Here is a 25,812-nt window from a genome sequence, read left to right on the forward strand (position 1 = left end):
GGCCTTCGGGGGAGGCGTCGGCGCGCGTCGGGGCAGCCCGCAGCGCGTCGTCCACCGGCCCAACCGCGAGGCCCGGACGTCTGGCACCCGGATCGGTCGAACCGGATGCGCCATCGGCAGGTCTTCGGACTCGGCCCGTACAAAAGGGTACGGGTCATACCGTTGCGGGACAGTTCCGGATTCGCACCGGATTCCCCTGCGGCGACAGCGAGGACGAGCATACATGTGGGGGCTGCCTCATCGAGCACCCCCCACATGTTGTGTCGCTGTGTTCGTGGGGGGCGTCGGACGGAACTCAGGCAACTGTCATTGGCCTCCGCTATCGTCGATGACAGACCTTTGAGGAAGGCGAGTGAGGCATGGTCGTCATGACGCACCGGGCCCAGATGCAGACCGAAGACTTCGAGACCCTCGCGCGCATAGGTGCCCGCGAGGTCGAGGGGCTGCGGCTTGAATTCATTGACGGGAAGCTGGGGGTCAAGGCCGTGCCGGACGGGGACCACGACCGAATCGTGCTGTGGCTGGCTCGCATCTGTATGCAGCACCGGCCTGAGCTGTGGCTTCACGTCGAGCGGGGTCTGGCGGTTCAGGAATACCGCTCGGGTCGCGCGCGCCCGGACGCGTCCATGGCCCCGGACGACGCGTTTGTGGGGCAGGGGGAGTGGGCCGATCCGGCACCCGTCCTCATGGTTGTCGAGGTCACCTCGTACGATTCCGACACGGACGCGCGTGATCGAAACGAGAAGCCGCGCGCCTACGCGGAGACCGGCATTCCTGTGTACCTCCTCATCGACCGGGAGCGCTGCGAGGTCATCGTCCGCAGCGAGCCTGACGGCATGCGGTACGAGAGCATCCGTACCGTCCCCTTCGGCAAGGACATCGACCTTCCCGAGCCCGTCGGCATCACCCTCCCCACCGAGCAGCTCAAGGACTGGGTGCGCTGACCCGCTCACGACGAAGGGCCGTGGCACCCCGGGTGCCACGGCCCGTCGTCGTTCAACGCAAACTCAGTGCGCCGTCCCCGCCGTCGCCGGCGGCAGCTCGGTCGCGACACCCGGGTCGCCCGCGTCCGCCGTGTAGTCCTCGGGCGACGTCTCGTCGACGCCGTCCGGGGCCTTCACGGCCCGCAGGACGAAGGTGAGGACCACGGTGACCACCACGTTCAGGACGAACGCGGTGAGCCCGATGTAGCCGATCTCGCCGATGCCCGGGATCTCCTTGGAGGAGCCGCCGAAGTGCTTCTGGGTGGGCGAGCCCACCCCGTACGCGGCGAGCGTGCCGTAGACCATGCCGACCGCCCAGCCGGCCAGCAGCGCCCAGCGGTGGAACCAGCGCGTGAACAGGCCGCCGACCAGGGCCGGGAAGGTCTGGAGGATCCAGATGCCGCCCAGGAGCTGGAAGTTGATGGCCACGGTCTTGTCCATGGTCAGGACGAAGACCAGCGCGCCGACCTTCACCACCAGCGAGACCAGCTTGGAGACCTTGGCCTCCTGCGAGGGCGTCGCGTCGGGCTTGATGAAGTCCTTGTAGATGTTGCGGGTGAAGAGGTTCGCGGCCGCGATGGACATGATGGCCGCGGGCACGAGAGCGCCGATGCCGATCGCCGCGAAGGCGACGCCCGCGAACCAGTCGGGGAACATGTCCTCGAAGAGCTGCGGGATCGCGAGCTGCCCGTTGGTGACCTTGACGCCCGCCGCGATCGCCATGAAGCCGAGCAGCGCGAGCAGGCCCAGCATCAGTGAATACAGCGGCAGGATCGTGGTGTTGCGGCGGATCACGTTGCGGCTGCGCGAGGAGAGCGTCGCCGTGATCGAGTGCGGGTACATGAACAGCGCGAGCGCCGAGCCGAGCGCGAGGGTGGCGTACGTCCACTGGCTCTTCTCGCCGGGCACGAGCGCCCCGGTCGGCTTGCCCCCGGGCGGCCCGGCGAACTTGTGCTGCGCCGCGCTGAAGATGGCGTCGAAGCCGCCCAGCTTGATCGGGATGTAGATGATCGCGACCGCGATGACGAGGTAGATCAGCCCGTCCTTGACGAACGCGATCAGTGCCGGGGCGCGCAGGCCCGAGGAGTACGTGTACGCCGCGAGCACCGCGAAGGCGATGAGCAGCGGCAGGTCCTTGACGAACCAGTTGCTGGACTCGCCGCCCACGCCCATGACGTCCAACACGGCCTGGATGCCGACCAGTTGGAGCGCGATGTACGGCATCGTGGCGAGGATGCCGGTGATCGCGACCGCGAGCGAGAGGCTCTTGGAGCCGAACCGGCCGCGCACGAAGTCCGAGGTGGTCACGTACCCGTGCTTGTGCGAGACCGACCACAGGCGCGGCAGGAAGGTGAAGATCAGCGGGTAGACGAGAATCGTGTACGGGACCGCGAAGAAGCCGGCCGCGCCCGCCGCGTAGATCGCTGCCGGGACGGCCACGAACGTATAGGCCGTGTAGAGGTCGCCGCCGAGCAGGAACCAGCAGACCCAGGTGCCGAACGACCGGCCGCCCAGGCCCCATTCGTCCAGGCTCGCTTCGGTCTCGGCCCTGCGCCAGCGGGCGGCCATGAAGCCGATCACCGTGACGGCCACGAAGAAGAAGATGAAGACGCCGAGTGCGACGCCGTTCACGCCGTCCTTCACTTGGACGCACCCCCCTTGGTGTTGTCGGAGGCGCGCGATGCGGAGGCCGGGCGCGAACGCTGGTCGTGCTGCCACAACTTGTACGCGATCATCGTGAGCGCGGTGGAGATGAGCACCCAGAGCATCTGGTACCAGTAGAAGAACGGGATGCCGCCCAGTTTCGGGTCGGTCCTGGCGTACGAGCTCACCCACATCATCGCCACGAGGGGCGCGATCAGGCAGAGCGCGATGACCACGCGCACGGGCGTGATCACCGGTCTCTTCATTTCCGTCGATTCCGGCATTGGGTGGCTCCGTCCCCTCGCGATCACCTGTGCGTTGGATCACTTGTAATGCGCAGGAAATCTAGGGGAGAGATTCGGTCAAGGGAACCCCCGTCCGGATTCCGGACGTGCCGGAAGGGCCCGAACGGCCCAGTGGCGGCTCGGTTGTGGAGGCGTGCTCAGTCGGTCGGGCGCTTGAGGCGGGCCACGAACTTGTAGCGGTCGCCCCGGTACACCGACCGCACCCACTCCACCGGCTCGCCCCCGCCGTCCAGGGAGTGCCGCGACAGCATCAGCATCGGCAGGCCCACGTCGGTGCCGAGCAGCCCGGCCTCGCGCGGGGTGGCCAGGGAGGTCTCGATGGTCTCCTCGGCCTCGGCCAGATGCACTCCGTACACCTCGGCCAGCGCGGTGTAGAGGGAGGTGTACTTCACCAGGGAGCGGCGCAGCGCGGGGAAGCGCTTCGCGGACAGGTGGGTGGTCTCGATGGCCATCGGCTCGCCGCTCGCCAGGCGCAGCCGCTCGATGCGCAGCACGCGGCCGCCGGCGGTGATGTCGAGCAGCCCGGCGAGGGTGTCGTCGGCGGTGACGTAGCCGATGTCCAGGAGCTGGGAGGTCGGCTCAAGGCCCTGGGCGCGCATGTCCTCGGTGTACGAGGACAGTTGCAGCGGCTGGGAGACCTTGGGCTTGGCGACGAAGGTGCCCTTGCCCTGGATGCGCTCTAGGCGGCCCTCGACGACCAGCTCTTGCAGGGCCTGGCGCACGGTGGTGCGGGAGGTGTCGAACTCGGCGGCGAGCGTCCGCTCGGGCGGCACGGGGGTGCCGGGCGGAAGGGTCTCCGTCATCTCCAGCAAGTGGCGCTTGAGGCGGTAGTACTTCGGCACGCGGGCGGTGCGGACGCCGGCGCCCGCCTCCGTCGTGCCGCTCCCGTCGGCGGCCATGGTCTGCCTTCCCGAGTGCTGCGCTGCTGCCGTCACCGGCTCCTCCGTCTGTCGCGGCTCACATGGTGGCACGGACCGGTCACGGGTCGTCGCCCTCCGTCAGGGGGTCGGTCCGGTAACGCGATCGACAAGCCCTTCTTATACACCGCCGCGCGGCGGACGTGCGGGGGAGTATGCAAGTTGGTCTAAACCATTAAAGCCCAGGCGGCTCTCGGAGGCAGCTCGAAGTGGGGCGGCCGGGGCCCGTGGGGACCGAGTCGCGGGGCCCGGCGAACGGTGAGGTGTCGGTCCGATAACGGACGGTCTCAGCGTTCTTATCGACCCTTGACACCCCAATAGGTCTAGGCCAAGCTCCCGGTACTGGTCTAAACCATTAAAGACCAGATCCCAGTCCCACGGGTAGTACTTCGCGTATGTGGCATCGCGGTGGGCGGGGGGTTTCTCATCCCTGAGGAGAGTGGCGTGAAGCGCAAGCTCATCGCGGCGATCGGCGTCGCGGGCATCATGATCGGTGCCGCGGCATGCGGCGGCAGTGACAGCAAGGACGGCGCCGCGGGGGGCGACGCCAAGGAGCTGACCGTCTGGCTGACGGTCGACGCCCAGAAGAACTGGCCCGAGCTGGTGAAGGCCGCGGACGACGCGATCGTCGCCAAGCACCCCGGTCTGAAGATCAACCACGAGTACTACGGCTGGCCGGACAAGAACGCCAAGCTGGACGCCGTCCTCGCCACCGACAAGGCGCCGGACGTCGTGGAGATGGGCAACACCGAGATGCTCGCCTACTCGGTCAAGGGTGCCTTCGCCGAGGTCGACCCGTCGAAGTTCGACAACTCCGCCGCCTGGCTGGACGGCCTCAAGGCCTCGGTCACGTACAACGGCAAGACCTACGGCGTCCCCTACTACGCCGGTGGCCGCACCGCGACCTGGCGCAAGGACATCGCCACCGACGCGGGCATCACCGCCACCCCGAAGACCTACGCCGAGCTGACCGCCGACCTGGACAAGGTGCAGGACAAGCAGGGCGACAAGTTCAGCGCCTGGTACCAGCCCACCCGTGACTGGTACGCGGCCATGTCCTTCGTGTACGACGCCGGCGGCTCCATCGCCAAGCAGGACGGCGACAAGTTCAAGGCCAACCTGTCCTCGCCGGAGTCCATCAAGGGCCTCACCGAGTTCAAGAACGTCGTCGACAAGTACATGAAGGGCGACAAGACCAAGGACGAGGCGGACCGCCCGATCGTCTACGGCCAGGGCAAGTCCTTCCTCGTCTTCAGCCCGGCCTGGGAGGGCGCCAACGCCGCCCTGCCGGAGAACGACAAGGTCGGCGGGCTCGCCTCCAAGATCGAGAGCTTTGTGATGCCGGCGCCGTCCGGCAAGGCCATGCCGGTCTTCCTCGGCGGCTCGGACCTCGCGGTCCCGGTCAAGTCCAAGGCGCAGGGCCTCGCGGCCGAGTGGATCAACGCGCTCACCGGCACCCAGGGCCAGAAGGGCCTGGTCGCCAAGGGCAACCTGCCCAACAACAAGACGGACCTCGCGCCCCTGAAGGCGGACCCGAAGACGGCGGTGCCGGCCACCGCGGCCGAGTCCAGCTGGTTCGTCCCGATGGCGCCGGGCTGGGGCCAGGTCGAGAAGGCCAAGACCCTCCAGGACATGCTCCAGGCGATCGGCACCGGCAAGAAGACGGTCGAGCAGGCCGCGAAGGACGCGGACGCCGCGATCGACAAGGTCATCAACACCAAGTGACCTCCGGGCAGGGCCCCGTCAGCACCACGACGGGGCCCTGCCTGACCAGTTCCAGAGAGGGATCCCCAGGAGCGCGCGATGAGTGCCGCAGAGACAACCACCGCCAAGGTGCCGCCGGCGCGGCGCGACCCACAACCGGGCGCCGGGTCCGGCCGGCCGGGAAAGCCGGACAAGAAGCGGGGCACGGGCGGGGGAGCGGCGGTGCCCTGGGCACTGCTCGCGCCCTGTCTGATCGTCCTCGCGATCGTCCTCGGCTATCCGCTGGTACGCCTCGTCACCCTGCCCTTCGAGAAGTTCGGGCAGCCCCAGCTGTGGGGCTTCCAGGCCGCCGAGTCGGTCGGCTTCGACAACTTCAGCAATGTCCTCGGTGACGCCGAGTTCTGGCGCGTCGTCGTGCGCACCGTCCTCTTCGCCGCATCCGCGGTCGTCCTGACCATGGTCATCGGCATGCTCATAGCCCTGCTGCTCCAGAAGGTCTCGGGCTGGGTCAAGACGCTCATCAACGTGGCGCTCGTGGCGAGTTGGGGCATGCCCATCGTCGTCGCCATCACCATCTTCAAGTGGATGTTCGACAGCGACTACGGCGTACTGAACTGGCTGCTCAGCCAGTTGCCCGGAGTGGACGTCACCGGACACAACTGGTTCATCAGCAGCACCCAGGGCCTCGCCGTGATCATGCTGCTCGTGGTCTGGGGCGCGGTGCCGTTCGTGGTCATCACGCTCAGCGCGGGCCTCACCCAGGTGCCCAAGGAGCTCGAAGAGGCCGCCCGGCTCGACGGCGCAGGCTCCTGGGGCGTGTTCCGCCACGTCACCCTGCCCATCCTCAAGCCCATCATCGTGATGCTCGCGACGCTCTCGGTGATCTGGGACATGGGTGTCTTCCCGCAGGTCTTCGTGATGCGCGGCGGTCACCCCGAGCCGGAGTACCAGCTCCTCACCACGTACTCCTACGACAAGGCCTTCGTCGTCAACGACTACTCGCAGGGCTCCGCGATCGCCCTGCTCACCGTCGTCCTGCTGCTCGGTGTGATCGCGGTCTACATGCGGCAGATGCTCAAGATCGGGGACGTCGAGTGAGCGCCACGATCGGAAAGGACGGCGCAGCGATGGCTGCCTCGACCGCCGTGGCGCCCGCCGCCACGCGCCACAAGACCCCCCGCAAGAAGACCAAGCTGGGCTGGAACGTGCTCGGCCTGCTGGTCTTCGCCACCGCGGGCTTCCCGGTCTACTGGATGCTGAACACCGCGTTCAAGCCCGCCAAGGACGCGATCGACCCGAACCCGCATCTGTTCCCGACGCACTTCACGCTCGACAACTTCCAGCGCGCCCTCCAGATCGGCGACTTCTGGGGCTCGATCGGCCGGTCCTTGATCGTCTCGCTCGTCGTGGTGGTCATCGGCATCGCGGTCGGCCTGCTCGCCGCGCTCGCCATCTCCCGGTTCGCCTTCCGCGGCCGCAAGATCGTCATCGTCGGCATCCTCGCGGTCCAGATGGTGCCGCTGGTCGCGATGATCATCCCGGTCTTCCTGCTGCTCAACGACCTCGGTCAGTACGACAAGCTCTCGGGCCTGATCATCACGTACCTGACCTTCATCCTCCCCTTCACGGTGTGGACGCTGCGCGGATTCATCGTCAACGTCCCCAAGGAGCTGGAGGAGGCGGCCATGGTCGACGGCTGCACCCGCACCGGCGCCTTCATCCGCGTGGTCTTCCCGCTCCTCGCCCCCGGCATGGTGGCCACCTCGGTCTACGGATTCATCCAGGCCTGGAACGAATACCTCTACGCCCTCATGCTGATGAGCCAGAACCACCAGACGGCCACGGTGTGGCTGTCCAGCTTCACCACGCAGCACGGCACCGAGTACGCCCCGATGATGGCCGGATCCACCATGATGGCCGTGCCCATCGTGATTCTCTTCCTCCTCGTCCAGCGCAAGATGGCCGCGGGTCTGACGGCCGGCGCAGTGAAGGGATAACCCCGCCCCATGACGACTATGACCACGGGTTCCGACACACTGACGCGCGACGCGCTCGCCGTCCTCCAGCCCGGGTTCACCGGCACCACCGCGCCCGACTGGGTGCTGCGCCGCATCGGCGAAGGCCTCGCCTCCGTCGGCCTGTTCGGCCGCAACATCGTCACCGCGCCCCAAGTGGCCGCCTTGACCGCCCAGTTGCGGGCCGAACGGGACGACGTCCTGGTGGCCATCGACGAGGAGGGCGGTGACGTCACCCGCATAGAGGTCCGCACCGGTTCGTCCTTCCCCGGCAACCTGGCGCTCGGCTCGGTCGACGACCTGGACCTGACCCGGGCGGTGGCCCGCGAGCTCGGCCGCCGGCTCGCGGAATGCGGCGTCAACCTCAACTGGGCGCCGTCCGCCGATGTGAACTCCAACCCGGACAACCCGATCATCGGCGTACGAGCCTTCGGGGCCGACACCGCGCTCGTGGCCCGGCACACCGCCGCCTACATCGAGGGCCTTCAGGCCGCCGGGGTCGCCGCCTGCACCAAGCACTTCCCCGGCCACGGCGACACCAACGTCGACTCGCACCACGCGATGCCCCGCATCGACGTGGACCTCGACACCCTGCACCGGCGTGAGCTGGTGCCCTTCCGCGCGGCCATCTCGGCGGGTTCCAAGTCGGTCATGAGCGCGCACATCCTTCTTCCCGCGCTCGACCCCGACCGTCCCGCCACGCTCAGCCCGCGCATCCTCACCGGACTGCTGCGCGACGAGCTCGGCTACGACGGTCTGATCGTCTCGGACGCGGTGGAGATGCAGGCCATCGCCGGGACGGTCGGCATCGAGCGGGGTTCCGTCCTCGCCATCGCGGCCGGTGCCGACGCCCTGTGCGTCGGCGGCGGGCTGTGCGACGAGGGCACCGTGCTGCGCCTGCGCGACGCGCTGGTCACCGCGGTGCGGGACGGGGAGCTCGCGGAGGAGCGACTGGCCGACGCCGCGGCGCGCGTCCGTGCGCTGGCGGCCTGGGCCCAGCGGGCCAGGGGGGACGTGACGGGGCCGGGCGCGGCAGTGCAGGAGGGGACCGCGCCCGGCACCGACAGTGACATCGGGCTCGTGGCCGCGCGCCGGGCCGCCCGGGTCACCGTCGCGCCGTCGTGGCGCCCCCTGACGAGCGCCCCGTACGTCGCGACGTTCACGCCGGTGATGAACATCGCGGTGAGCAGTGAGACTCCCTGGAGCATCGGCGCCGAGCTGGCCGCGCTGCTGCCGGGCACCGAGAGCGGCACCTACGGCGCCGACGCGGCCGCCGCCGATGTGCTGGCCGCGGCGGGCGGGCGCCGGATCGTCGCGGTCGTACGCGACGAACACCGCCACCCGTGGATGGCGGCGGCCCTCGACGCGCTCCTCGCGGCCCGGCCGGACACGGTCGTGGTCGAGATGGGGGTGCCAAGGGCGACCCCGCGCGGCGCGCTGCACATCGCCACGCACGGCGCGGCGCGGGTGTGCGGCCGGGCGGCGGCGGAGGCCGTCGCGGGGGTCTGACACCACCGAGGACACGTGGCGGGGGGGGGGGGGGGGGGGGGCGCCCCCCCCCCCCCCGGGGGGGGGGGGGGGGGGGGGGGGGGGGGGGGGGGGGGGGGGGGGGGGGCCCCCCCCCCCCGCGCCCGGGGGGGGGGGGGGGGGGGGCCGCCCCCCCCCCCCGCCACGTTTGCATGTGCGGGTACGGGGCGCGCCGGGTGGAGAGGGTGTACGAAGGGGCCGACTTCCGGTGTACGCGAGGGCCGACTTGTGCCGCCGATCCGGAGCGCGATGGTCCGGATGTCTTGCCCGAACGGTCGCCAACTCGCTTGCGGACAGGCCTACTTGACAGTACGTATCCCTCGTGCTTCCAGTGCGTGAACCGGTTCGTTTCGGGACGTGTGCGGCGCCAACTCTGGGCTTGACACCAGAAGTTGGTCTAGTCCACCTTGGAGGTACGCAAGATCGGTGGGGGTGCCCTCGACCCATGAGCGGCACCGAGCGCAAGGAGGTGGCCACCCCGGCCCTGCCGTCGTGGAGACCGACCCTCCCCACCGGGTGACCGGCCGGCGCGACGAGGCGCCGCGTGTGCCGAGTCCGGTCGCCGTGCGCCCGTTTGCCCTCGTGATGCCCGATGGCGAACCCGACAGCCGCAGCGCCTCGCCGCCGACCGTGACCGCACCCGGCCGGCCGCGTGACCCGTTCCGGCCCGCACCCCGCCGACCCCACCCTCAGGACGCCCGCGCCCGGGCCGTTTCCCTGTGCCACCGGGGATCCGCCCAGCCACCACCATCCGACCCCTGGAGTGATCGCATGCCGGCCCCCGACCGATACCTCTACCGAGCCGCCTCCGACGTGCCGTATTTCAGCTCGGACGGCGGCGAGACCTATCTGGCCCGCACCCCGCTGCGGGACATCGAGAAGTCACGCCCGCTGCGCGTGCTGTCCGACGACGACTTCGCGTTCTGGCAGACGTACGGCTACGTCATAGTGAAGGAGGCGATCCCGGCCGCCGCGGCCCGGCGCCTCCTCGACTTCACCTGGGACTTCCAGGGCCTGGACCCCGAGCGGCCCGAGACCTGGTACTCCGAGGACCGTGTGTTCGCCTCCGAGCTGGAACAGCACCTGCACGTGTACGGGTTCGTCGAGGCGTACCACCACCAGCTCCTGTGGGACAGCCGTCAGTCCCAGCGGGTCTACGACGCGTTCGCCGACGTGTGGGACTGCGAAGAGCTCTGGGTCACCCTCGACCGGCTCAACCTGAACCCGCCCAACATCAAGGACCGCGACCGCGCGCACATCGAACCCACCGACAAGGGCTTCGACATCGAGCTGCACTGGGACGTCGACACCACCCTCGGCGTCCTGCCGCAGCGGGTGCAGGGCATCATCGCGCTCAACGACACCCAGGAGGACCACGGCGGTTTCCAGTGCTCGCCGGAGCTGTTCCGCCGCTTCGAGGAGTGGAAGGTCGCACAGCCCCGGGACCGTGACCCCATCAGGCCGGGCACCGACCGCGCCGAGTTCCCCGTCGTACGGCCCGAACTCAAGGCCGGTGACCTGCTGATCTGGAACGGTCTCCTCGCGCACGGCGTGGCCCGCAACACCTCCGACAACGGTGTCCGAGCCGTCCAGTACCTCTCGATGATGCCCGCCCTCGAATCGGACCACGAGGTGCGCACGTCCCGCGTCGAGTCCTGGCGCAGCCTCGCCACCCCGAACTGGAACAAGACGCTCGTCGGCGACGCGCGCCGGCCCGAGTCCCTGCGGTACCCCACCGCCACCCTCAACGACCTCGGTGCGAAGCTGCTCGGCCTCGAATCGTGGCACGCCACCGGGCCCGCGACACCGACCGAGGAGCCCGCGTGCGACGCGTCTGCCTGACCCTGCCCACCAACCGGGCGTGCGCGGCCACCATCGTGGCGGTGCACGAGGAGGCGGCCCACGCCGCCACCCACTTCGACGTCGAAGTGCACCTGCTCGTCCTTGACTCGTCCGGCGAGGCCGACCGCGCCGAACACGCCCGTACGATCGCCGAGTTGACCTCCCCCGCGGGGGTCGTCGTGCACCACTTCGACGAAGCGCGCCAGCGGGACTTCCTCCAGCGGGTCATCGAGCGGGCCCAGCCCACCAAGCCCGAGCTGCTGCTCGACCTCATGCTGCCCGCCGCCCTGTCGTACGGGGCCTGCACCAATCGGGCGTTCCTGATCGCGAGCGCGCTGGGCTGCCGGTCCGTGCACCGCAGGGACTCCGACAGCAGCTACCAGATCCTGGCCGGCGAACCCGTCCACCCCATCCACCACGAGCTGCTGTCGCTGGGGAAGCGGGCCGTGGACGCCGTACCCGAGGTCACCCGGACCCGGCTCGACCCGGCCGACGTCCACAAGCCCGTCGCGATGGTGGGCAGCTCCTTCGTGGGCGAGCTGTCCGTGGACATCGGTGAGATCCGGGACCTGGACCCCGAGACCTACTACGAGGTGGTCGGCCTCTGGGCCGACGCCGGGACCCCGCCCGATGAGCGCCGGGAGCTGGTCGACGAGTCGTTCACCGGCGCCGGCGACGACGTGTTCACCCACGACGAGTCGACGCTCGGCACCCCCGACATCTGGCGGGTCGACATGTGCAACATCGGCCTCGACCACGAGGTCTACGAACGCGTGCCGCTGCCGCCCGCCACCAGCACCATAGGAAGCGACTACTTCCTGCTGCACCTGGTACGCGACGCCACCCTGCCCGGCGTGGTGCACAACCGCAACATCGTCAACTACTACACGCCCGACCGGCGCACGGGCCCCGGCTTCACCGCCTACCAGCTGCGGTGGACCAAGTTCCTCCTGTCGATGCTCTACTTCTACCCGATCTACACGGCGATGGAGACGGCACGCGGGGCGCTGCTCGACGAGAACCACCACGTACGCGCCGCCGTGATCGCCGAGCTCGCCGGCCGCAGCGCGGGCGCCGACCGGGCCGAGAACGTCCGCAGGCTCGACGTCCTCGACCGCTGCTACCGCAGACTCGGCGGCAAATACGCCGAGTTCGCCGACCACCTGGTACCCCTGCGCGAGCGCCTGCTCGACGAGGCGCAGGCCGACATCGAGGACTTCGCCCTGCTCATCGAGGCCTGGGGACCGCTGGTCGCGGCCGCCAGGCACGAGAACCCGGCCCGGGGTGTCGACGATGCGTGAGAGCACGGCCATCCGGGCGGCCCTCGCCGCCGCCACCGACGACCGGATCTTCTTCGACCTCACCGGAATCGAGGACCAGTACGCGCAGCTGCTGCGCGAACTGCCCGGCATCTCCGTCCGCTTCGCCATGAAGGCGTGCCCCGTGGACGAGGTGCTCGACTGTCTGGCCCGGCAGGGCGCGGGCTTCGACGCGGCGAGCCCCAACGAGATCGAGCAGGCCGTACGGACCGGCGTGCCGCTCGACCGGATCCACTACGGCAACACGATCAAGTCGGACGAGAACATCGCCGACGCGTACCGCATGGGCATACGCGAGTTCGCCACCGACAGCGTCGAGGACGTCGCCGCGATCGCCGAACACGCCCCCGGCTCCCGGGTGTTCTGCCGCCTGGCCACCAGCGGCGACGGCGCCCTGTGGGGCCTGAGCCGGAAGTTCGGCTGCTCGGCACAGGACGCGGTGCGTGTCCTGGAGGCGGCCGGGGACGCCGGTCTCGTCCCGTCGGGCCTTTCCGTGCACGTCGGCTCGCAGCAGATGACGTCCGAGGCCTGGCAGAGCGCGCTCGACGACCTGAGCGACCTGATCGTGGTCCTGAACGGGCGCGGGATCCTCCTCGACCGGATCAACCTCGGCGGCGGGCTGCCCGCGCTCGGCTGCCTGGACACGGCGGGCAGGCCGCTCGACCCCCCGATCGACAAGATCTTCGCCGTGCTGCGCGAAGGCATCCAGCGCCTGCGCGAGGAGTCGGCGTCCCCGCTGGAATTCCTCATGGAACCCGGCCGCCACCTGGTCGCCGACCACGGCGCCATCCGGGCCCGGGTCTCGCGGCTCTCGGCGCGCGGCGGGCACGACGGTGAGCGCCGGCACTGGCTGTATCTGAGCTGCGGCAAGTTCAACGGCCTGTACGAGATGGACGCGTTGCAGTACCGCCTCGAATTCCCCGGCCACCCTGACGGCCCGCGCGTTGCGGCCGTCGTCGCCGGACCCACCTGCGACAGCGACGACGCGTTCGGCCACGAGAGCGGCCTGGTGCGCGTCCCCGCCGCGGCCGCTTCCGGCGACCCGGTGTGGATCCACTCCTGCGGCGCCTACGCCATCGGCTACACGACCCAGGGCTTCAACGGCTTCGACCCGCTGCCGTACACCTGTGTAGGAGGTGCGCGGTAGATGCCCCTGCTGCCCCTGGTGGAGACCGACATGCTCATCCGTCCGCTGGCCGACGACGACTGGGACGCGATCGTGGCCCTGGAAGCGGGCGCCTACGCACGGGACGGCCTGTCCGAAGGACGTGACGTCCTCAAGTCCCGGCACGCGGCCGGTACATGTTTTGTGATCGAGCACGAGGGGCGCGTCGGCGGCTACCTCCTCGCCCTACCGTACCCGCCGTTCACCAGCCCCGACCTCAGCAGGGCCGAGGAGCACGGGGCCGCACCGGACGCGTCGCGCAACCTGCACGCGCACGACCTCGTCATCGCCGAGGAGCTGCGCGGCCAAGGGCTCGGCCCCCGACTCCTCACCCATCTCCTGTGCGCCGCAAGGGAGTTGGGCTTCGAGCGGATCTCCATGGTGGCCGTCAGGGGAGCCCACGTCGTATGGGCACCCCTGGGCTACCGCCCCCACCCCGAGGTCGAACTACCGCCGGGCTACGGCACGAACGCGATGTACATGTCCATGGAAGTAGGCTAAATCCGTATGTTTCGCGCTCGCGATGAATACCGTCGATCACAAGTGGCGATCGCGGCACTCTTCTGTCTCCTCGGCTTCCAGTACGCCACCTGGGTCTCGCGGATACCCACGCTGAAGACCAGACTCGACCTGTCCGAGGCGGAACTCGGGCTGCTCCTCATGGTCTGCGGGGGCGGCGCGGCCATCTCCTTCCCGCTGGTGGCGATCCTGACCAGGAGACTCGGCTCGCGCCGGCTCGCCGTCCTTTCGGCCCTGGCGCTCGGGGCCGTCCTGCTCGCCCTCTCGGTCACACCGAACTATCCGGTCACCCTGCTCATCGTGTGCTGCGACGGCATCGCGGTCGGCTGTCTGAACGTCGCGATGAACGCGCAGGCGGCGGCCCTTGAGGTCAGGTACCGGCGGACGACGATGGCCAAGATGCACGCGACCTTCAGCGCGGGTTCGCTGGCCGCCGCGCTGCTCGCCTCCGGCGTCACCGCGCTGTCCTCATCCTTGCCCGCGCACTTCGGCACGGCCACCGTCGTCCTGGTCCTGCTCGTCCTCGCGGCCCGCTCGGGCCTGCTGATGGAGGACCCGACGCCGGAGCGGGCCGCCGAGCCGGCCGGAAAGACCCGGCGCGGGCTGACCCTGCCGACCCGGGTGACGATCTGGATGGGCCTCGCGATGGCCTTCGGCACGGTGACCGAGGGCGCCATGAACGACTGGTCGGCGCTCTATCTGAAGGACACGGCGGGCGCGCCGGCGGAACTGGCGCCGCTGGGCATCGCCGTCATCTCCGTGATGATGGTCCTCGCCCGCCTCTTCGCGGACCGCTGGCGCACCCAGTGGGGCGACGAGCGCGTCGTCCGCTTCGGCAGCGCGCTGGCCGGCGCGGGGCTCGCGGTCGCGCTGCTGGCCGGGGGAGTGGTCCCGGCGCTGCTCGGGTTCGCGTGCGTCGGGCTCGGCATCGCGGCGGTCACGCCGTGCGTGTACGTGGCCGCGGCCCGGCAGGGCTCGGACGCGTTGGCGCTGGTCGCGGCGATGGGGACGACGGGGCTGCTGGCCGGGCCCGCGATGATCGGGTTCATCGCGAGCGGCACGAGTCTGGCTTGGGGGATGGGGGCGGTCGCGGTCTCCGCGCTGGTCGTCTCCCTGTGCAGCACCCGGATCCGCTTCCCCGCCCTGGCCGACGCGTAGCCCCTCCGGGGTGGGGGCGGGTGGAGTGCGGGCTGCCTGCGGCGCGCGGCGGTCCGCTCAATGCCGCGCCGCCCTGCGGCCCTGGGGCCCCACGTTTTGGCTGCGGGTGGTTGTGGGCTGGTTGCGCAGTTCCCCGCGCCCCTGGGGGGTGGGGCGATGTTTTTGGCTGCGGGTGGTTGTGGGCTGGTCGCGCAGTTCCCCGCGCCCCTGGGGGGTGGGGCGATGTTTTTGGCTGCGGGTCGTCGTGGGCTGGTCGCGCAGTTCCTCGCGCCCCTGAGGGGGGCGGTGCGAGGCGCCCTGAAGGGGCGCGGGGAACTGCGCGACTAGCCACCGTGGGTCCGCAGGTGACGGGCGGCTCTGTGCGCGGAGCGCAGGCCTTTGGGGGCGCGGGGAACTGCGCGAACTGGCGGCATCGTTCGCGGGGCAGGGGCGGCCCCTGGCGCGGAGCGCGTGCCAGGGGCGCGAGGAACTGCGCGGGGAAGGGCGCGGCCGCGTGCCACCCCGGCGCCCCGGGGACCGCTACAGCCCCTGCCACACCGGCTTGTTGGCGAAGGTGTGCCGGAAGTAGGGCGCCAGCTTCAGCTTGGACGCCGCCGCCTCGTCCACGACAACCGTCGCATGCCGGTGCAGCTGGAGCGCCGAGGCCGGCACGACCGAGGCGACCGGCCCCTCCACGGTCTGCGCCACCGCCTCCGCCTTGCCCTCACCCGTGGCGAGCAGCACCAGATGGCGGGCCTCCAGGATCGTGCCGATGCCCTGGGTGATCACGTGGTGCGGCACCTGGTCGATGTCGTCGTCGAAGAAGCGCGCGTTGTCGACCCGGGTCTGCTCGGTCAGCGTCTTGATCCGGGTGCGGGAGGCGATCGAGGAGCAGGGCTCGTTGAACCCGATGTGCCCGTCCGTGCCGATGCCCAGGATCTGGAGGTCGACCCCGCCGGCCGAGGCGAGCGCCAGGTCGTACGCCTCGCACGCGGCCTGCACGTCGTCGGCGGAGCCGTCCGGGCCGATGAAGGAGTCCTGGCCGAGCCCGAGCGGTTCGACGACCTGACGGATCACCGTGGCGCGGTAGGACTCGGGGTGCCCGGCGGGGAGCCCGACGTACTCGTCGAGCTGGCACACGCGGGCCCGGGACACGTCCACGTCACCGGCGGAGACCTTGGCGGTCAGCGCGTCGTAGATCGGGATCGGAGTCGATCCGGTGGCCACGCCGAGCAGTGCGTCGGGCTTGCGCCGCCACAGGGCGGCGATCGACTCCGCGATGAGCTCGCCGCCTGCCTTGGCGTCCGGGACGATGACAACTTCCACGTGGGCCTGCCGATCTGGAGACGTGAAACTACAACGGGCGTGGTATAGACCAATCTAGCAGAGTGGTCGCCCCTGCGCCGGGTGCTCGCGCCCCGTCCCACGGTCCGCCGTCGGGCCACCCCACACCCGCCGCCCGCCCCGCCCGCGCCGGGGATGCGCCGGGGACGCGCCGGGCGGCCGGGGGCCCCGGGAGTCTCAGGCCAGCGATCCCCCCGTCGCGTCCAGCCACTGGCCGGTGATCCAGCGTGCGTCCTCGGACGCCAGGAAGGCCACCACGTCCGCGATGTCGGAGGGCTCGCCCACCCGGCCGAACACGGAGTAGTCCGCCGCGTGCGCCCGGGCCGCGTCGTCCGTGCGCAGCCAGTCCGCGTTGATGTCCGTGTCGATGATGCCGGGCGCCACCGCGTTGACCGTGATTCCCCGCGTGCCGACCGACTTCGACAGATACCGCGTGAACACGTCGAGCGCGCCCTTGGTCATCGCGTACGTGATCTGGTCCGGCATCATCGCGGCCCGCGAGAGCCCGCTGGAGATGTTGATGATCCTGCCGTTGTCGCGCAGCCGGGACAGGCCGAGCTGGGCCACGAAGAACGGCGCCTTGACGTTCACGCCGAAGTGCCGGTCGTACGCCGCGTCGGTCACCTCGCCGAAGGGCGCGGGCCGCCCGATCCCCGCGTTGTTCACCAGGACGTCGAGCCCGTCGGCCTGCTGGTCGAACGCCTCCCACAGCGCGGCCGCGTCCCCCGCGACGCCCAGTTCCTGGCCGAGGGCGAACGCCGAGCCACCGGCCGCCTCGATGGCCGCGACCGTCTCCTTGGCCGCCGTCTCGTTCGAGCCGTAGTGCACCGCCACCCGCGCCCCGTCCCGGCCGAGCCGTTCGGCGATGCCTCGCCCGATCCCCCTGCTACCGCCTGTGACCAGCGCCGTCTTTCCGTCGAGCGAGCCCATGCCGCGCCCCTTCCACCCCGAAAGATTTCTGTAGCGGTCGCTACGAAAAGAACGTAACACATTCTCTAATGGCCGCTACAGAACAGGGGTACAGTGGGGCCCATGGCGACGAAACAGCGCGGGCGCCCCCGCTCCTTCGACCGGGACAGGGCGCTGGAGCAGGCCACGATGGAGTTCTGGCGGCGCGGCTACGAGGCCACATCGGTCGCCGATCTCACCCGGGCCATGGGCATCGGCGCGCCCAGCCTCTACGCCGCCTTCGGCGACAAGCGGGCCCTCTTCGAGGAGGTCGTGCGGGCCTACGGAGCGACCTACGCATCCTTCGGGGCGCGGGCGCTCGCCGAGGAACCGACCGCGCGGGCGGGCGTGGCCCGCCTGCTGCGGGAGGCCGCCGCCGAGTTCACCGACCCCGCCCACCCCTACGGCTGCCTGGTGACCAGCGCGGCCGCCAACTGCGCCACCGAGGCAGTGAGCGACGGGCTGCGCGAGCGGCGCGCCGACAACCTCGCCGCGATGGAGCGCCGGATCGCCGAGGACATCGCGGCCGGCCGCCTCCTTGAGGGCGCGGATGCGGGCGCGCTCGCACGGTTCATCGGGGCCGTTCTCCAGGGCATGTCCCAGCAGGCCCGCGACGGCGCCACCCGCGCGGAACTCGAAGCCGTCGCCGACCTGGCCCTGCGAGCCTGGCCGATGGAGAAACCCGGCCGCGCCTGAGGGTTGCGGCTTCCGTTCCCACCCGGAATATTGCCCCGTGGGCATGGAGGGACGCGGACGGACCCGGAAACAGCCCGGTGCACATGGATGGACATGACGGAATGGTCTAGTCCACAATGAACACATCGCACTTCCGCCCACCCCGCACAGGCGGGCGGAACCGAGGCCCCGGCGCTCTCTGCCCTGACTGCGTCGTGACCTCTCTTGGAGGCCGGGGGGACCGCACACCCGCCGGCCGGCCATCGGGCTGCGGTGCCCGGACGGGCTGAGGGTCCCGTCCCGGCGCCGCGGCCCGCAGTCATGTCGGGCCGGTGCACGCGGGTACGCTCGCACCGTGCCCTCCATGAATGACCTCGTCCGCCAGCACACCGCTCTGAGTGAGTCCGACCTGGAGTGGCTGCATCTGCTGGTCTCGGAGTGGCAGCTGCTCTCCGACCTCTCGTTCGCCGACCTGGTGCTCTGGGTCCCCACCCTGGACGGCACGCGCTATGTGTCGGTCGCCCAGATGCGCCCCAACACCGGCCCCACCTCCTACCAGGACGACATGGTCGGCCACCTGGTCCCGCGCGGCCGGCGCCCGCTGCTCGACGCGGCGCTCGACGAGGGCCGCATCGTGCGCGAGGGCGACCCGGAATGGCGCGAGGAGGTCCCGGTCCGCGTCGAGTCCATTCCGGTACGCCGTGAGGGGCGCGTCCTGGGCGTCATCGCCCGGAACACCAACCTGCTCACTGTCCGTACACCCTCCCGGCTCGAACTCACCTACTTGCAGTCCGCCTCCGACCTCGCGCAGATGATCGCCGCCGGGTCCTTCCCCTTCCCCGGCCAGCAGGTCGACATGGACGCGTCGCCGCGTGCGGGGGACGGCCTGATCAGGCTCGACGCGGAGGGCGTCGTTCAGTACGCCTCGCCCAACGCGCTCTCCGCCTACCACCGGCTGGGCCTCGCCTCGGACCTCGTCGGCCAGCACCTGGGCCAGCTCACCGCCGACCTCGCGCCCTCGCGCGGCCCGGTGGACGAGGCCATCGCCAAGCTGGCCAGCGGTTACGCGCCCAGGGAGGCCGAAGTCGAGGGCGGCGACGGGGTGATCCAGCTGCGCGCCATCCCGCTCAAGCCCAAGGGGACCCGCATCGGCTCGCTCGTACTGCTGCGCGACGTGACCGAACTGCGCCGCCGCGAGCGGGAGTTGATCACCAAGGACGCCACCATCCGGGAGATCCACCACCGGGTGAAGAACAACCTCCAGACGGTCGCGGCGCTGCTCCGGCTCCAGGCCCGCCGGATGGACTCCGACCAGGGCCGCGAAGCACTCAACGAGGCGGTCAGGCGCGTCGGTTCGATCGCGATCGTGCACGAGACGCTGTCCCAGAACCTGGACGAGCGCGTCCAGTTCGACGAGATCGCCGACCGGGTCCTCGCCATGGTCGCCGAGATCTCACCCGGCCGGATCGACTGCCGCCGCACCGGCCGCTTCGGGATACTCGACGCCGAGGTCGCCACCCCGCTCTCCATGGTCTTGACCGAGGTCCTGCAAAACGCACTTGAGCACGCGTTCGTCCCCGGCGACGAGGGTTCGGTGGAGGTCGCGGCGCTGCGCGGCGGTACCCGCGAGGACTCCCGGCTGCTGATCACCGTGCGGGACGACGGCCGGGGACTGCCCGAGGGCTTCGACGCGCAGCGCACCGGAAACCTGGGCCTCCAGATCGTACGGACCCTGGTGGAGGGCGAGTTGGGCGGAAACTTCGACATGGTGCCGGCGGCCGAACGCGGCACGAAGGTCGTGCTCGACATCCCGGTCGGCCCCGAGAAATAACGCGTACCCCGCGCCCGACGGGCCACACCCCCCCGCCATGCGCACAGCAGCGAGCCCCGAACCATGAGACACGGTTCGGGGCTCGAATGCTGTGGGTTCATTACTGCTGCGCGCTGCGGCTCGGGGGGCGGTGAATGCGTACGCTCTGTACGCGCCGCGCAGGGCTAAGGCAGGAAGTGGGGGCTCAGGCGGTCGCGTTGCGCGCCCGGTTGCGAGCGGCACGGCGCTTCATCGCGCGGCGCTCGTCCTCGCTGAGGCCACCCCAGACGCCGGAGTCCTGGCCGGACTCAAGCGCCCACTGCAGGCACTGCTCCATGACGGGGCAGCGGCGGCAGACGGCCTTGGCTTCCTCGATCTGCAGCAGCGCAGGACCGGTGTTGCCGATGGGGAAGAACAGCTCGGGGTCTTCCTCACGACAAACGGCGTTGTGACGCCAGTCCATGGCTGCTACCTCTCTTGGTGTTACGTGCAGGGGGGTGCTTGTGAATGTGAACGCTTTCACGAATCCCTCAACAACGGAAGGGCCATCTTCCAGTTGGACTGGTGGTGGTCCTGGTTTTGAGGAGGGGTTCTGGCTTTCAGTGGAGGCCGGTGTTGCGGGCCGTCCCGATCGCCATGTAGAGATTCGCAAACCTCGGCGGCGGATACAACCCCTTCCGGAAAGTTTTTTTGGATTCCTCGGTGTCGACTGGGTCACAGTCGTACTTCCATGGGGTGGATGCCAGCCTAAACGTTCGAGTGAAAGGACTTTGGGCCCTTCCACTCACACAATCACACGCAGTGCACGGCGTACGCCTGTGAACGCGACGCTGGTACGCAGGCCCAGGTGGTCGCCGTCCATCTGGAAGGGGAGCGGGGCCTTGGAATGCAAGGTGAAGTCCGTCAAGTCGTGCAGTGATACGGCGTGCTTGCCGTGCGGACCACGTTCTGGCGTGGAAGTGAGCAACTGGGTCGCGTACCGGGTCGCGGAAGGTGTCGTCATCCGGGTCAGCGCGAGGACGTCGAGCGCCGCGTCGAAGGAGGCCTCGGGAGAGGCGTACAGCGGACGATTGCCCAGGTAGGTGTAGGGGGAGGTGTTGCAGACTATCGACAGGACCAGGTCCTCGACGGTCTCACCGTCCGGCCGCTCCAGCGTGATCTGGCCGTGTCTGCGGTGGGGCTCGCCGAAGAACTGGCGCGCCACCTGGCGCAAATAGAGGGCGTGCGTCGAGCGCTTTCCGCGCTCCCGCTGCTGTTCGACCCGGCCGACCACACCCGCGTCGAATCCGAACCCGGCACAGAAAGTGAACCAGCGTTCAGGAACGCCCTCGTCGACGCTTCCCGGGACTCCCGACGCGAGACCGAGGCTCACCGTCCGGCTCCGTTTCTCGCGCAGCGCGTCGAGAATGACACCGGTCGACTCCACAGCGTCATTGGGCAGACCGAGGGCCCGCGCGAAGACATTGGTCGAGCCGCCGGGGACCACCGCGAATTCGGGGAGCTCGGGGCTCGGTCCGTTGTGCAGCAGACCGTTCACGACCTCGTTGACCGTGCCGTCGCCGCCGAGCGCCACCACGAGGTCGATGTCATTGCTCTCGGCGGCCCGCCGCCCGAGGTCCTTGGCGTGACCGCGGTACTCGGTCGTCACCGCCTCCAGCTTCATCTCGCTGGCCAGGGCATGGAGGAGGACGTCACGCGTGCGCGCACTGGTGGTGGTAGCCGCCGGGTTGACCACGAGAAGTGCACGCATGGGCGCCAGACTACCTACCGGGGGGTACAGGGGCGTACCTGGGCCGCCCTGCCCGGACCCGGGCAGGGCCCGCCGAGCGGGCTACCCTGGCTGGGTGAGTACTGAGCAGACCCCCGAAGCCCCCGCAGGACCGCGCCCCGGCCGGCTGACCGCCGCGGCAGCGCTGTCCGCGCTGGAAGGGCTCGCCCTGGTCGCCGGTGGCCTCTTCATGCTCGTGATGGGCCTGACCGGCAAGCCCGACCGGCCCACCCAGGCCGAGACGGGCGGCCTGACCCTGGTGGTCCTCGGCCTGATCCCGCTGATCGCCGCCCGCGGCCTGCTGCTGCGCCGCCGCTGGAGCCGGGGCCCCGCGATGATCACCCAGATCATGGCGCTGCCGGTCGCCTGGATGTTCCTCCACTCCGACGGCGCCCCGTGGATCCCGGCCGGCATCGCGCTCGCCGCGGTGGCCGTCACCGGCCTGGTGTTCCTGGTGAACCCGGCCACGACCGAAGCGCTCGGCATCCGCGGGCCGGTGCGCGACGCGTAGCCGCGCACCGGCCCGCGGATGGCCGGCTACTCCTCGACCAGCAGCCTCTCGCGCAGCTGAGCCAGCGTGCGGGCCAGCAGACGGGAGACGTGCATCTGCGAGATGCCGACCTCCTGGGCGATCTGGGACTGCGTCATGTTCCCGAAGAAACGCAGCAGCAGGATCCGCTTCTCGCGCGGCGGAAGGTCTTCGAGCAGCGGCTTGAGGGATTCGCGGTACTCGACGCCTTCCAGCGCCTCGTCCTCGGCGCCCAGGGTGTCCGCCACCGCCGGTGACTCGTCGTCCGTGTCCGGCACGTCAAGGGACAGCGTGGAATAGGCGTTCGCCGACTCCAGCCCCTCCAGGACCTCCTCCTCGGAGATGCCGAGCCGTTCGGCCAGTTCGTGCACCGTCGGTGAGCGCCCGTGCTGCTGGGACAGCTCCGCCGTCGCCGTGGTGAGCGCGAGCCGCAGCTCCTGAAGTCTGCGCGGCACCCGCACCGCCCAGCCCTTGTCGCGGAAGTGCCGCTTGATCTCGCCGACCACGGTGGGCGTCGCGTACGTCGAGAACTCCACGCCCCGCTCGGGGTCGAACCGGTCCACCGACTTGATCAGGCCGATCGTGGCGACCTGCGTCAGATCGTCGAGCGGTTCGCCCCGGTTGCGAAAACGCCGTGCCAGGTGCTCGACCAGCGGCAGGTGCATCCGCACCAGCCGGTTGCGCAGCTCGGCCTTCTCCGGCGAGCCCTCGGGCAGCTTGCGCAGCTCGATGAACATCGCCCGCGCCCCGCTGCGATCGTGGGGATCGTGGTGCCTGTGCTCGGTGTGCTCGCTCATAAGGGCCGCCCGCTCCGCCTGCTCCGCCGCGTACAAAACGCCATCTGGGCCATCCACAGGGCTGTCCACCGGGTGCGGCCGTGCCTGCTGCTCCGGGATGTCCGCGGAGCGCGGCACGTCGGGGATGCGCTCGTCGTCCCGCACCGGACCCTCCTCGCTCACGCCGGTCCGGGTCCCGCGCCGCGCTGTTTGTACAGGCTGATGGAGACCGTGCGGTCCTCCGCCACGGAGGAGTCGACCTTGCCGGCCAGGGCGGAGAGCACCGTCCAGGCGAAGGTGTCGCGCTCCGGGGCGCGGCCGTCGGTGGTCGGCGCCGCGACCGTGACCTCCAGTGAGTCGTCGACGAGGCGGAACACGCAGCTCAGCACGGAGCCCGGTACGGCCTGCTGGAGCAGGATCGCGCAGGCCTCGTCGACCGCGATGCGCAGGTCCTCGATCTCGTCGAGGGTGAAGTCCAACCGTGCCGCGAGTCCGGCCGTGGCCGTACGCAGCACCGACAGGTAGGCACCCGCGGCCGGCAGCCGGACTTCCACGAAGTCCTGATTCCCGGGCTCGCCTGCGATCTGGGACACCCTCACCTCCAAGGTGGCACAAGCTCTGTCAAGGCCCGGGGAGGGGGGAGGTCCCGGGGCCGTGGGTACGGGGTCCGTACCTGGACTGGCGACGCTATCGCGATCCATGGTGCCCTGTCGCCGGAAGCTCTCCCGGCGGCTGTCACTCATGGTAGGCCTATGAGTACGGACAGTGGCTAGAGGTTTGCGGTGCCCAATTGCTGTGAACCGGGACCGGGTTGACGTACCCAGGCGTCGGGGGGTCGAACCCCCGCCGTCACACCAGCAGTCCGTCCACGAAACACCAGCGCCAGCTCTCGCCGGGCTCGAAGGTCCGCATCACCGCGTGCCCGGTCTCCTTGAAGTGGCCGGTGGCGTGCTGGTGCGGCGAGGAGTCGCAGCATCCGACATGACCGCAGACCAGACACAGGCGCAGCTGTACGGGATGCGTACCCTCCTTCAAGCACTCGGGGCAGGTGTCGTTCAGCGGGACCGGCTCGGGGCGCGGCAGTTCTGCAACGTGCGGACACTCGCTCATGATGGCCAGGTTACGACGGAGCGCCCGGAGCGGGTGAGTGGGGACGGACGGTTCTGATGGACGCATTGCCGCTGGTGGCGCTGATCGCGGCGAGCGCGGCGGTGGCGGGGGGCGCCCGCAGGACGCCGGTGCCCGCGCCGCTGCTCCTGGTCGCGGTGGGACTGATCGCGGCGTACGTGCCCGGCGTCCCGGCCTACACCCTCGACCCGCACATCGTGCTGCCGCTCGTGCTGCCGCCGCTGCTGCACACGGCGGCCCTTGAGAGCTCCTACCTCGATCTGCGCGCCAACCTGCGGCCGGTGGCGCTGCTCTCCGTCGGCTACACCCTGTTCGCGACGGTGGCGGTCGGCGCTCTCGCGTACCTGCTGGTGCCCGATCTCCCGCTCACCGCCGCGCTCGTGCTCGGCGCGGTGATCGCACCGCCGGACGCGGTCGCGGCCACCGCCATCGCGCGCCGGCTGCGGCTGCCAAGCCGCATCACCACGATCCTCCAAGGCGAGTCCCTGGTGAACGACGCGACCGCGATCACCGCGTACAAGGTGGCGCTCGCGGGGGCCGTCGGAGCCGGGGCCACCTGGGGCGGCGGGCTCAGGGAGTTCGCGCTGGCCTCCGTCGGCGGCATCGGGGTGGGGCTCGTCCTGATGCTGCCGATCCACTGGTTGCGCCGCCATCTGCGCGAGGCCCTGCTCCAGAACACGCTGTCCCTGCTCATCCCGTTCGTCGCCTACGCCGCGGCCGAGCAGGTCGGGGCGTCGGGGGTGCTCGCGGTCGTGGTCGTGGCCCTCTACCTCGGCCACCGCTCCTGGCAGGTGGACTTCGCGACCCGGCTCCAGGAGGAGGCGGTCTGGAAGATGGTCGCCTTCGTCCTCGAATCGGCGGTGTTCGCCCTGATCGGACTACAGATGCCGGTGGTGCTCAAGGGGCTCGGGGAGTACGGGGTCGGCGAGGCGATCTGGTACGCGGTCGGGGTGTTCGCGCTGGTGGTGGCGGCCCGGTTCGTCTGGGTCTTCCCGGCGACCTTCCTGCCGCGCACGCTGTCCGAGAGGGTCAGGCGGCGGGAGCCGGAGGTCGACTGGACGGCGCCGGTGATCGTGGGGTGGGCCGGGATGCGCGGCGTGGTCTCGCTCGCCATCGCCTTCTCCATCCCGCTGACCATGGAGAACGGTTCGGCCTTCCCGGCCCGCAACCTGGTGCTGTTCCTCACGTTCACGACGGTGATCGGCACGCTGGTCGTGCAGGGGCTCACGCTGCCCCCGCTGATCCGGCTGCTCAAGCTGCCGGGGCGCGACGTCCAGGCCGAGACGCTGGCCGAGGCGCAGGCCCAGAGCGAGGCCTCACGCGCGGCAGAGGCCCGCCTCGACGAGCTGCTGGCCGATGCGCGCAACACCCTGCCACCGCCGCTCGCGGCCCGGCTGCGGACGGTTCTGGAGCGGCGGCGCAACGCGGTGTGGGAGCGGCTGGGAGCGGTCAACGAGGAGACGGGGGAGTCGGCGGACGACACCTACCGGCGGTTGTCGCGGGCGATGATCGAAGCGGAGCGGGAGGTGTTCGTGTCCCTGCGGGATGCGCGGCGGATTGATGACGAGATGATGCGGACGTTGCTGCGCAGGCTGGATTTGGAGGAGGCGGCGGCGTATCGGGAGGGGGAGGGGTAGGGGTGGGGGTGTTTTTCCCCCCCCCCCCCCCGGGGGGGGGCGGTGGGGGGGGGCGCCCGGGGGGGGGGGGCCGCCGCCCCCCGGGGGTGGGGGGGGGCGGCCCCCGCCCCGCGGGGGGCG

The 25,812-nt window shown here is 70.3% G+C and carries 24 protein-coding genes and 1 riboswitch; of the genes, 14 read left to right on the forward strand and 10 right to left on the reverse strand.

Annotated elements, in window-relative coordinates:
- Positions 1 to 97: 97 nt before the first annotated feature.
- Positions 98 to 242, reverse strand: a riboswitch (cobalamin riboswitch).
- Positions 243 to 359: 117 nt separating this feature from the next.
- Positions 360 to 944, forward strand: coding sequence for a Uma2 family endonuclease (locus ACGFW5_RS04665; protein ID WP_393832695.1), 585 nt, complete (start codon positions 360 to 362; stop codon positions 942 to 944).
- A gap of 63 nt (positions 945 to 1,007) precedes the next feature.
- Here ACGFW5_RS04665 and mctP read toward each other — a convergent pair whose 3' ends face one another.
- The 3 genes from mctP to ACGFW5_RS04680 form a co-directional block, all read right to left on the reverse strand.
- Positions 1,008 to 2,627, reverse strand: coding sequence for a monocarboxylate uptake permease MctP (gene mctP, locus ACGFW5_RS04670; RefSeq protein WP_393832696.1), 1,620 nt, complete (start codon positions 2,625 to 2,627; stop codon positions 1,008 to 1,010).
- Positions 2,624 to 2,911 (reverse strand): DUF3311 domain-containing protein, encoded by a 288-nt coding sequence (locus ACGFW5_RS04675; RefSeq protein ID WP_393832697.1) that lies wholly within the window; start codon positions 2,909 to 2,911, stop codon positions 2,624 to 2,626. The genes mctP and ACGFW5_RS04675 overlap by 4 nt, the downstream gene beginning before the upstream one ends.
- Positions 2,912 to 3,069: 158 nt before the next feature.
- Positions 3,070 to 3,831 (reverse strand): GntR family transcriptional regulator, encoded by a 762-nt coding sequence (locus ACGFW5_RS04680; RefSeq protein WP_393832739.1) that lies wholly within the window; start codon positions 3,829 to 3,831, stop codon positions 3,070 to 3,072.
- Between the two features lie 462 nt (positions 3,832 to 4,293).
- On the opposite strand from ACGFW5_RS04680, the gene ACGFW5_RS04685 reads away from it, so the two are divergent.
- The 9 genes from ACGFW5_RS04685 to ACGFW5_RS04725 all read left to right on the forward strand — a co-directional run bounded on the left by ACGFW5_RS04685 (position 4,294) and on the right by ACGFW5_RS04725 (position 15,098).
- Complete coding sequence (locus ACGFW5_RS04685) at positions 4,294 to 5,574, forward strand: extracellular solute-binding protein (protein ID WP_393832698.1); 1,281 nt, start codon at positions 4,294 to 4,296, stop codon at positions 5,572 to 5,574.
- 78 nt (positions 5,575 to 5,652) lie between these two features.
- Entirely contained in the window at positions 5,653 to 6,651 is a 999-nt protein-coding gene (locus ACGFW5_RS04690; protein WP_393832699.1) for a carbohydrate ABC transporter permease, read from the forward strand.
- 29 nt (positions 6,652 to 6,680) lie between these two features.
- Complete coding sequence (locus tag ACGFW5_RS04695) at positions 6,681 to 7,550, forward strand: carbohydrate ABC transporter permease (RefSeq protein ID WP_393832700.1); 870 nt, start codon at positions 6,681 to 6,683, stop codon at positions 7,548 to 7,550.
- A 9-nt stretch (positions 7,551 to 7,559) separates the two neighbouring features.
- Complete coding sequence (locus ACGFW5_RS04700) at positions 7,560 to 9,077, forward strand: glycoside hydrolase family 3 protein (protein WP_393832701.1); 1,518 nt, start codon at positions 7,560 to 7,562, stop codon at positions 9,075 to 9,077.
- Between the two features lie 789 nt (positions 9,078 to 9,866).
- Positions 9,867 to 10,937 carry a phytanoyl-CoA dioxygenase family protein gene (locus ACGFW5_RS04705; RefSeq protein WP_393832702.1) on the forward strand — a complete coding sequence of 357 codons (1,071 nt, stop codon included), beginning with the start codon at positions 9,867 to 9,869 and terminating at the stop codon, positions 10,935 to 10,937.
- Positions 10,919 to 12,238, forward strand: a complete 1,320-nt coding sequence (locus ACGFW5_RS04710) for a DUF6271 family protein (RefSeq protein ID WP_393832703.1) — start codon at positions 10,919 to 10,921, stop codon at positions 12,236 to 12,238. The genes ACGFW5_RS04705 and ACGFW5_RS04710 overlap by 19 nt, the downstream gene beginning before the upstream one ends.
- Complete coding sequence (locus ACGFW5_RS04715; protein ID WP_393832704.1) at positions 12,231 to 13,403, forward strand: type III PLP-dependent enzyme; 1,173 nt, start codon at positions 12,231 to 12,233, stop codon at positions 13,401 to 13,403. Before ACGFW5_RS04710 ends, ACGFW5_RS04715 begins: the two co-directional genes overlap by 8 nt.
- Complete coding sequence (locus ACGFW5_RS04720; RefSeq protein WP_393832705.1) at positions 13,404 to 13,922, forward strand: GNAT family N-acetyltransferase; 519 nt, start codon at positions 13,404 to 13,406, stop codon at positions 13,920 to 13,922. It abuts the gene before it with no gap.
- A 6-nt stretch (positions 13,923 to 13,928) separates the two neighbouring features.
- Complete coding sequence (locus tag ACGFW5_RS04725; protein ID WP_393832706.1) at positions 13,929 to 15,098, forward strand: MFS transporter; 1,170 nt, start codon at positions 13,929 to 13,931, stop codon at positions 15,096 to 15,098.
- A 519-nt stretch (positions 15,099 to 15,617) separates the two neighbouring features.
- On the opposite strand, the gene nagB is transcribed toward ACGFW5_RS04725, so the two are convergent.
- Together nagB and ACGFW5_RS04735 are read right to left on the reverse strand one after the other, a co-directional pair.
- Entirely contained in the window at positions 15,618 to 16,403 is a 786-nt protein-coding gene (nagB, locus tag ACGFW5_RS04730; RefSeq protein ID WP_393832707.1) for a glucosamine-6-phosphate deaminase, read from the reverse strand.
- Between the two features lie 195 nt (positions 16,404 to 16,598).
- Positions 16,599 to 17,351: an SDR family oxidoreductase gene (locus ACGFW5_RS04735; RefSeq protein ID WP_393832708.1), complete on the reverse strand. Its 753-nt coding sequence runs from the start codon at positions 17,349 to 17,351 to the stop codon at positions 16,599 to 16,601.
- Between the two features lie 102 nt (positions 17,352 to 17,453).
- Between ACGFW5_RS04735 and ACGFW5_RS04740 the strand changes: the two genes are divergently transcribed.
- Complete coding sequence (locus tag ACGFW5_RS04740) at positions 17,454 to 18,065, forward strand: TetR/AcrR family transcriptional regulator (RefSeq protein ID WP_393832709.1); 612 nt, start codon at positions 17,454 to 17,456, stop codon at positions 18,063 to 18,065.
- A 343-nt stretch (positions 18,066 to 18,408) separates the two neighbouring features.
- Positions 18,409 to 19,875, forward strand: coding sequence for a sensor histidine kinase (locus ACGFW5_RS04745; protein ID WP_393832710.1), 1,467 nt, complete (start codon positions 18,409 to 18,411; stop codon positions 19,873 to 19,875).
- Between the two features lie 184 nt (positions 19,876 to 20,059).
- Here the strand turns inward: ACGFW5_RS04745 and ACGFW5_RS04750 are convergent, their stop codons facing one another.
- Together ACGFW5_RS04750 and ACGFW5_RS04755 are read right to left on the reverse strand one after the other, a co-directional pair.
- Complete coding sequence (locus ACGFW5_RS04750) at positions 20,060 to 20,317, reverse strand: WhiB family transcriptional regulator (RefSeq protein WP_004937597.1); 258 nt, start codon at positions 20,315 to 20,317, stop codon at positions 20,060 to 20,062.
- A gap of 321 nt (positions 20,318 to 20,638) precedes the next feature.
- Positions 20,639 to 21,604 carry a diacylglycerol/lipid kinase family protein gene (locus ACGFW5_RS04755; protein WP_393832711.1) on the reverse strand — a complete coding sequence of 322 codons (966 nt, stop codon included), beginning with the start codon at positions 21,602 to 21,604 and terminating at the stop codon, positions 20,639 to 20,641.
- 94 nt (positions 21,605 to 21,698) lie between these two features.
- Here ACGFW5_RS04755 and ACGFW5_RS04760 point away from each other — a divergent pair, with 94 nt between their 5' ends.
- Entirely contained in the window at positions 21,699 to 22,133 is a 435-nt protein-coding gene (locus ACGFW5_RS04760) for a hypothetical protein (RefSeq protein WP_393832712.1), read from the forward strand.
- 26 nt (positions 22,134 to 22,159) lie between these two features.
- Here ACGFW5_RS04760 and ACGFW5_RS04765 read toward each other — a convergent pair whose 3' ends face one another.
- The 3 genes from ACGFW5_RS04765 to ACGFW5_RS04775 all read right to left on the reverse strand — a co-directional run bounded on the left by ACGFW5_RS04765 (position 22,160) and on the right by ACGFW5_RS04775 (position 24,037).
- Positions 22,160 to 23,092, reverse strand: a complete 933-nt coding sequence (locus ACGFW5_RS04765; RefSeq protein ID WP_393832713.1) for an RNA polymerase sigma factor SigF — start codon at positions 23,090 to 23,092, stop codon at positions 22,160 to 22,162.
- Positions 23,093 to 23,106: 14 nt separating this feature from the next.
- Entirely contained in the window at positions 23,107 to 23,520 is a 414-nt protein-coding gene (locus ACGFW5_RS04770; RefSeq protein WP_393832714.1) for an anti-sigma regulatory factor, read from the reverse strand.
- A 256-nt stretch (positions 23,521 to 23,776) separates the two neighbouring features.
- The gene (locus ACGFW5_RS04775) at positions 23,777 to 24,037 is read right to left on the reverse strand and encodes a UBP-type zinc finger domain-containing protein (protein WP_393832715.1); all 261 of its coding nucleotides are present in this window, start codon (positions 24,035 to 24,037) and stop codon (positions 23,777 to 23,779) included.
- A 56-nt stretch (positions 24,038 to 24,093) separates the two neighbouring features.
- On the opposite strand from ACGFW5_RS04775, the gene ACGFW5_RS04780 reads away from it, so the two are divergent.
- On the forward strand, positions 24,094 to 25,692 hold the full coding sequence (locus ACGFW5_RS04780) for a Na+/H+ antiporter (protein WP_393832716.1): 1,599 nt from the start codon (positions 24,094 to 24,096) through the stop codon (positions 25,690 to 25,692).
- The last annotated feature ends 120 nt before the right edge of the window (positions 25,693 to 25,812 follow it).

The organism is Streptomyces sp. NPDC048416, from assembly GCF_043200435.1.
GTDB lineage: Bacteria > Actinomycetota > Actinomycetes > Streptomycetales > Streptomycetaceae > Streptomyces.

Excerpts from the sequence above, each read along its gene's own strand:
- ACGFW5_RS04755 (WP_393832711.1), bottom strand. The coding sequence starts at position 21,604 with ATGCGTGCACTTCTCGTGGTCAACCCGGCGGCTACCACCACCAGTGCG.
- ACGFW5_RS04695 (WP_393832700.1), top strand. The coding sequence starts at position 6,681 with ATGGCTGCCTCGACCGCCGTGGCGCCCGCCGCCACGCGCCACAAGACC.
- ACGFW5_RS04700 (WP_393832701.1), top strand. The coding sequence starts at position 7,560 with ATGACGACTATGACCACGGGTTCCGACACACTGACGCGCGACGCGCTC.
- ACGFW5_RS04780 (WP_393832716.1), top strand. The coding sequence starts at position 24,094 with ATGGACGCATTGCCGCTGGTGGCGCTGATCGCGGCGAGCGCGGCGGTG.
- ACGFW5_RS04680 (WP_393832739.1), bottom strand. The coding sequence starts at position 3,831 with ATGGCCGCCGACGGGAGCGGCACGACGGAGGCGGGCGCCGGCGTCCGC.
- ACGFW5_RS04735 (WP_393832708.1), bottom strand. The coding sequence starts at position 17,351 with ATGGGCTCGCTCGACGGAAAGACGGCGCTGGTCACAGGCGGTAGCAGG.
- ACGFW5_RS04740 (WP_393832709.1), top strand. The coding sequence starts at position 17,454 with ATGGCGACGAAACAGCGCGGGCGCCCCCGCTCCTTCGACCGGGACAGG.
- ACGFW5_RS04750 (WP_004937597.1), bottom strand. The coding sequence starts at position 20,317 with ATGGACTGGCGTCACAACGCCGTTTGTCGTGAGGAAGACCCCGAGCTG.
- ACGFW5_RS04715 (WP_393832704.1), top strand. The coding sequence starts at position 12,231 with ATGCGTGAGAGCACGGCCATCCGGGCGGCCCTCGCCGCCGCCACCGAC.
- ACGFW5_RS04775 (WP_393832715.1), bottom strand. The coding sequence starts at position 24,037 with ATGAGCGAGTGTCCGCACGTTGCAGAACTGCCGCGCCCCGAGCCGGTC.
- ACGFW5_RS04725 (WP_393832706.1), top strand. The coding sequence starts at position 13,929 with ATGTTTCGCGCTCGCGATGAATACCGTCGATCACAAGTGGCGATCGCG.
- ACGFW5_RS04745 (WP_393832710.1), top strand. The coding sequence starts at position 18,409 with ATGAATGACCTCGTCCGCCAGCACACCGCTCTGAGTGAGTCCGACCTG.
- ACGFW5_RS04675 (WP_393832697.1), bottom strand. The coding sequence starts at position 2,911 with ATGCCGGAATCGACGGAAATGAAGAGACCGGTGATCACGCCCGTGCGC.
- ACGFW5_RS04690 (WP_393832699.1), top strand. The coding sequence starts at position 5,653 with ATGAGTGCCGCAGAGACAACCACCGCCAAGGTGCCGCCGGCGCGGCGC.
- ACGFW5_RS04705 (WP_393832702.1), top strand. The coding sequence starts at position 9,867 with ATGCCGGCCCCCGACCGATACCTCTACCGAGCCGCCTCCGACGTGCCG.
- ACGFW5_RS04665 (WP_393832695.1), top strand. The coding sequence starts at position 360 with ATGGTCGTCATGACGCACCGGGCCCAGATGCAGACCGAAGACTTCGAG.
- ACGFW5_RS04720 (WP_393832705.1), top strand. The coding sequence starts at position 13,404 with ATGCCCCTGCTGCCCCTGGTGGAGACCGACATGCTCATCCGTCCGCTG.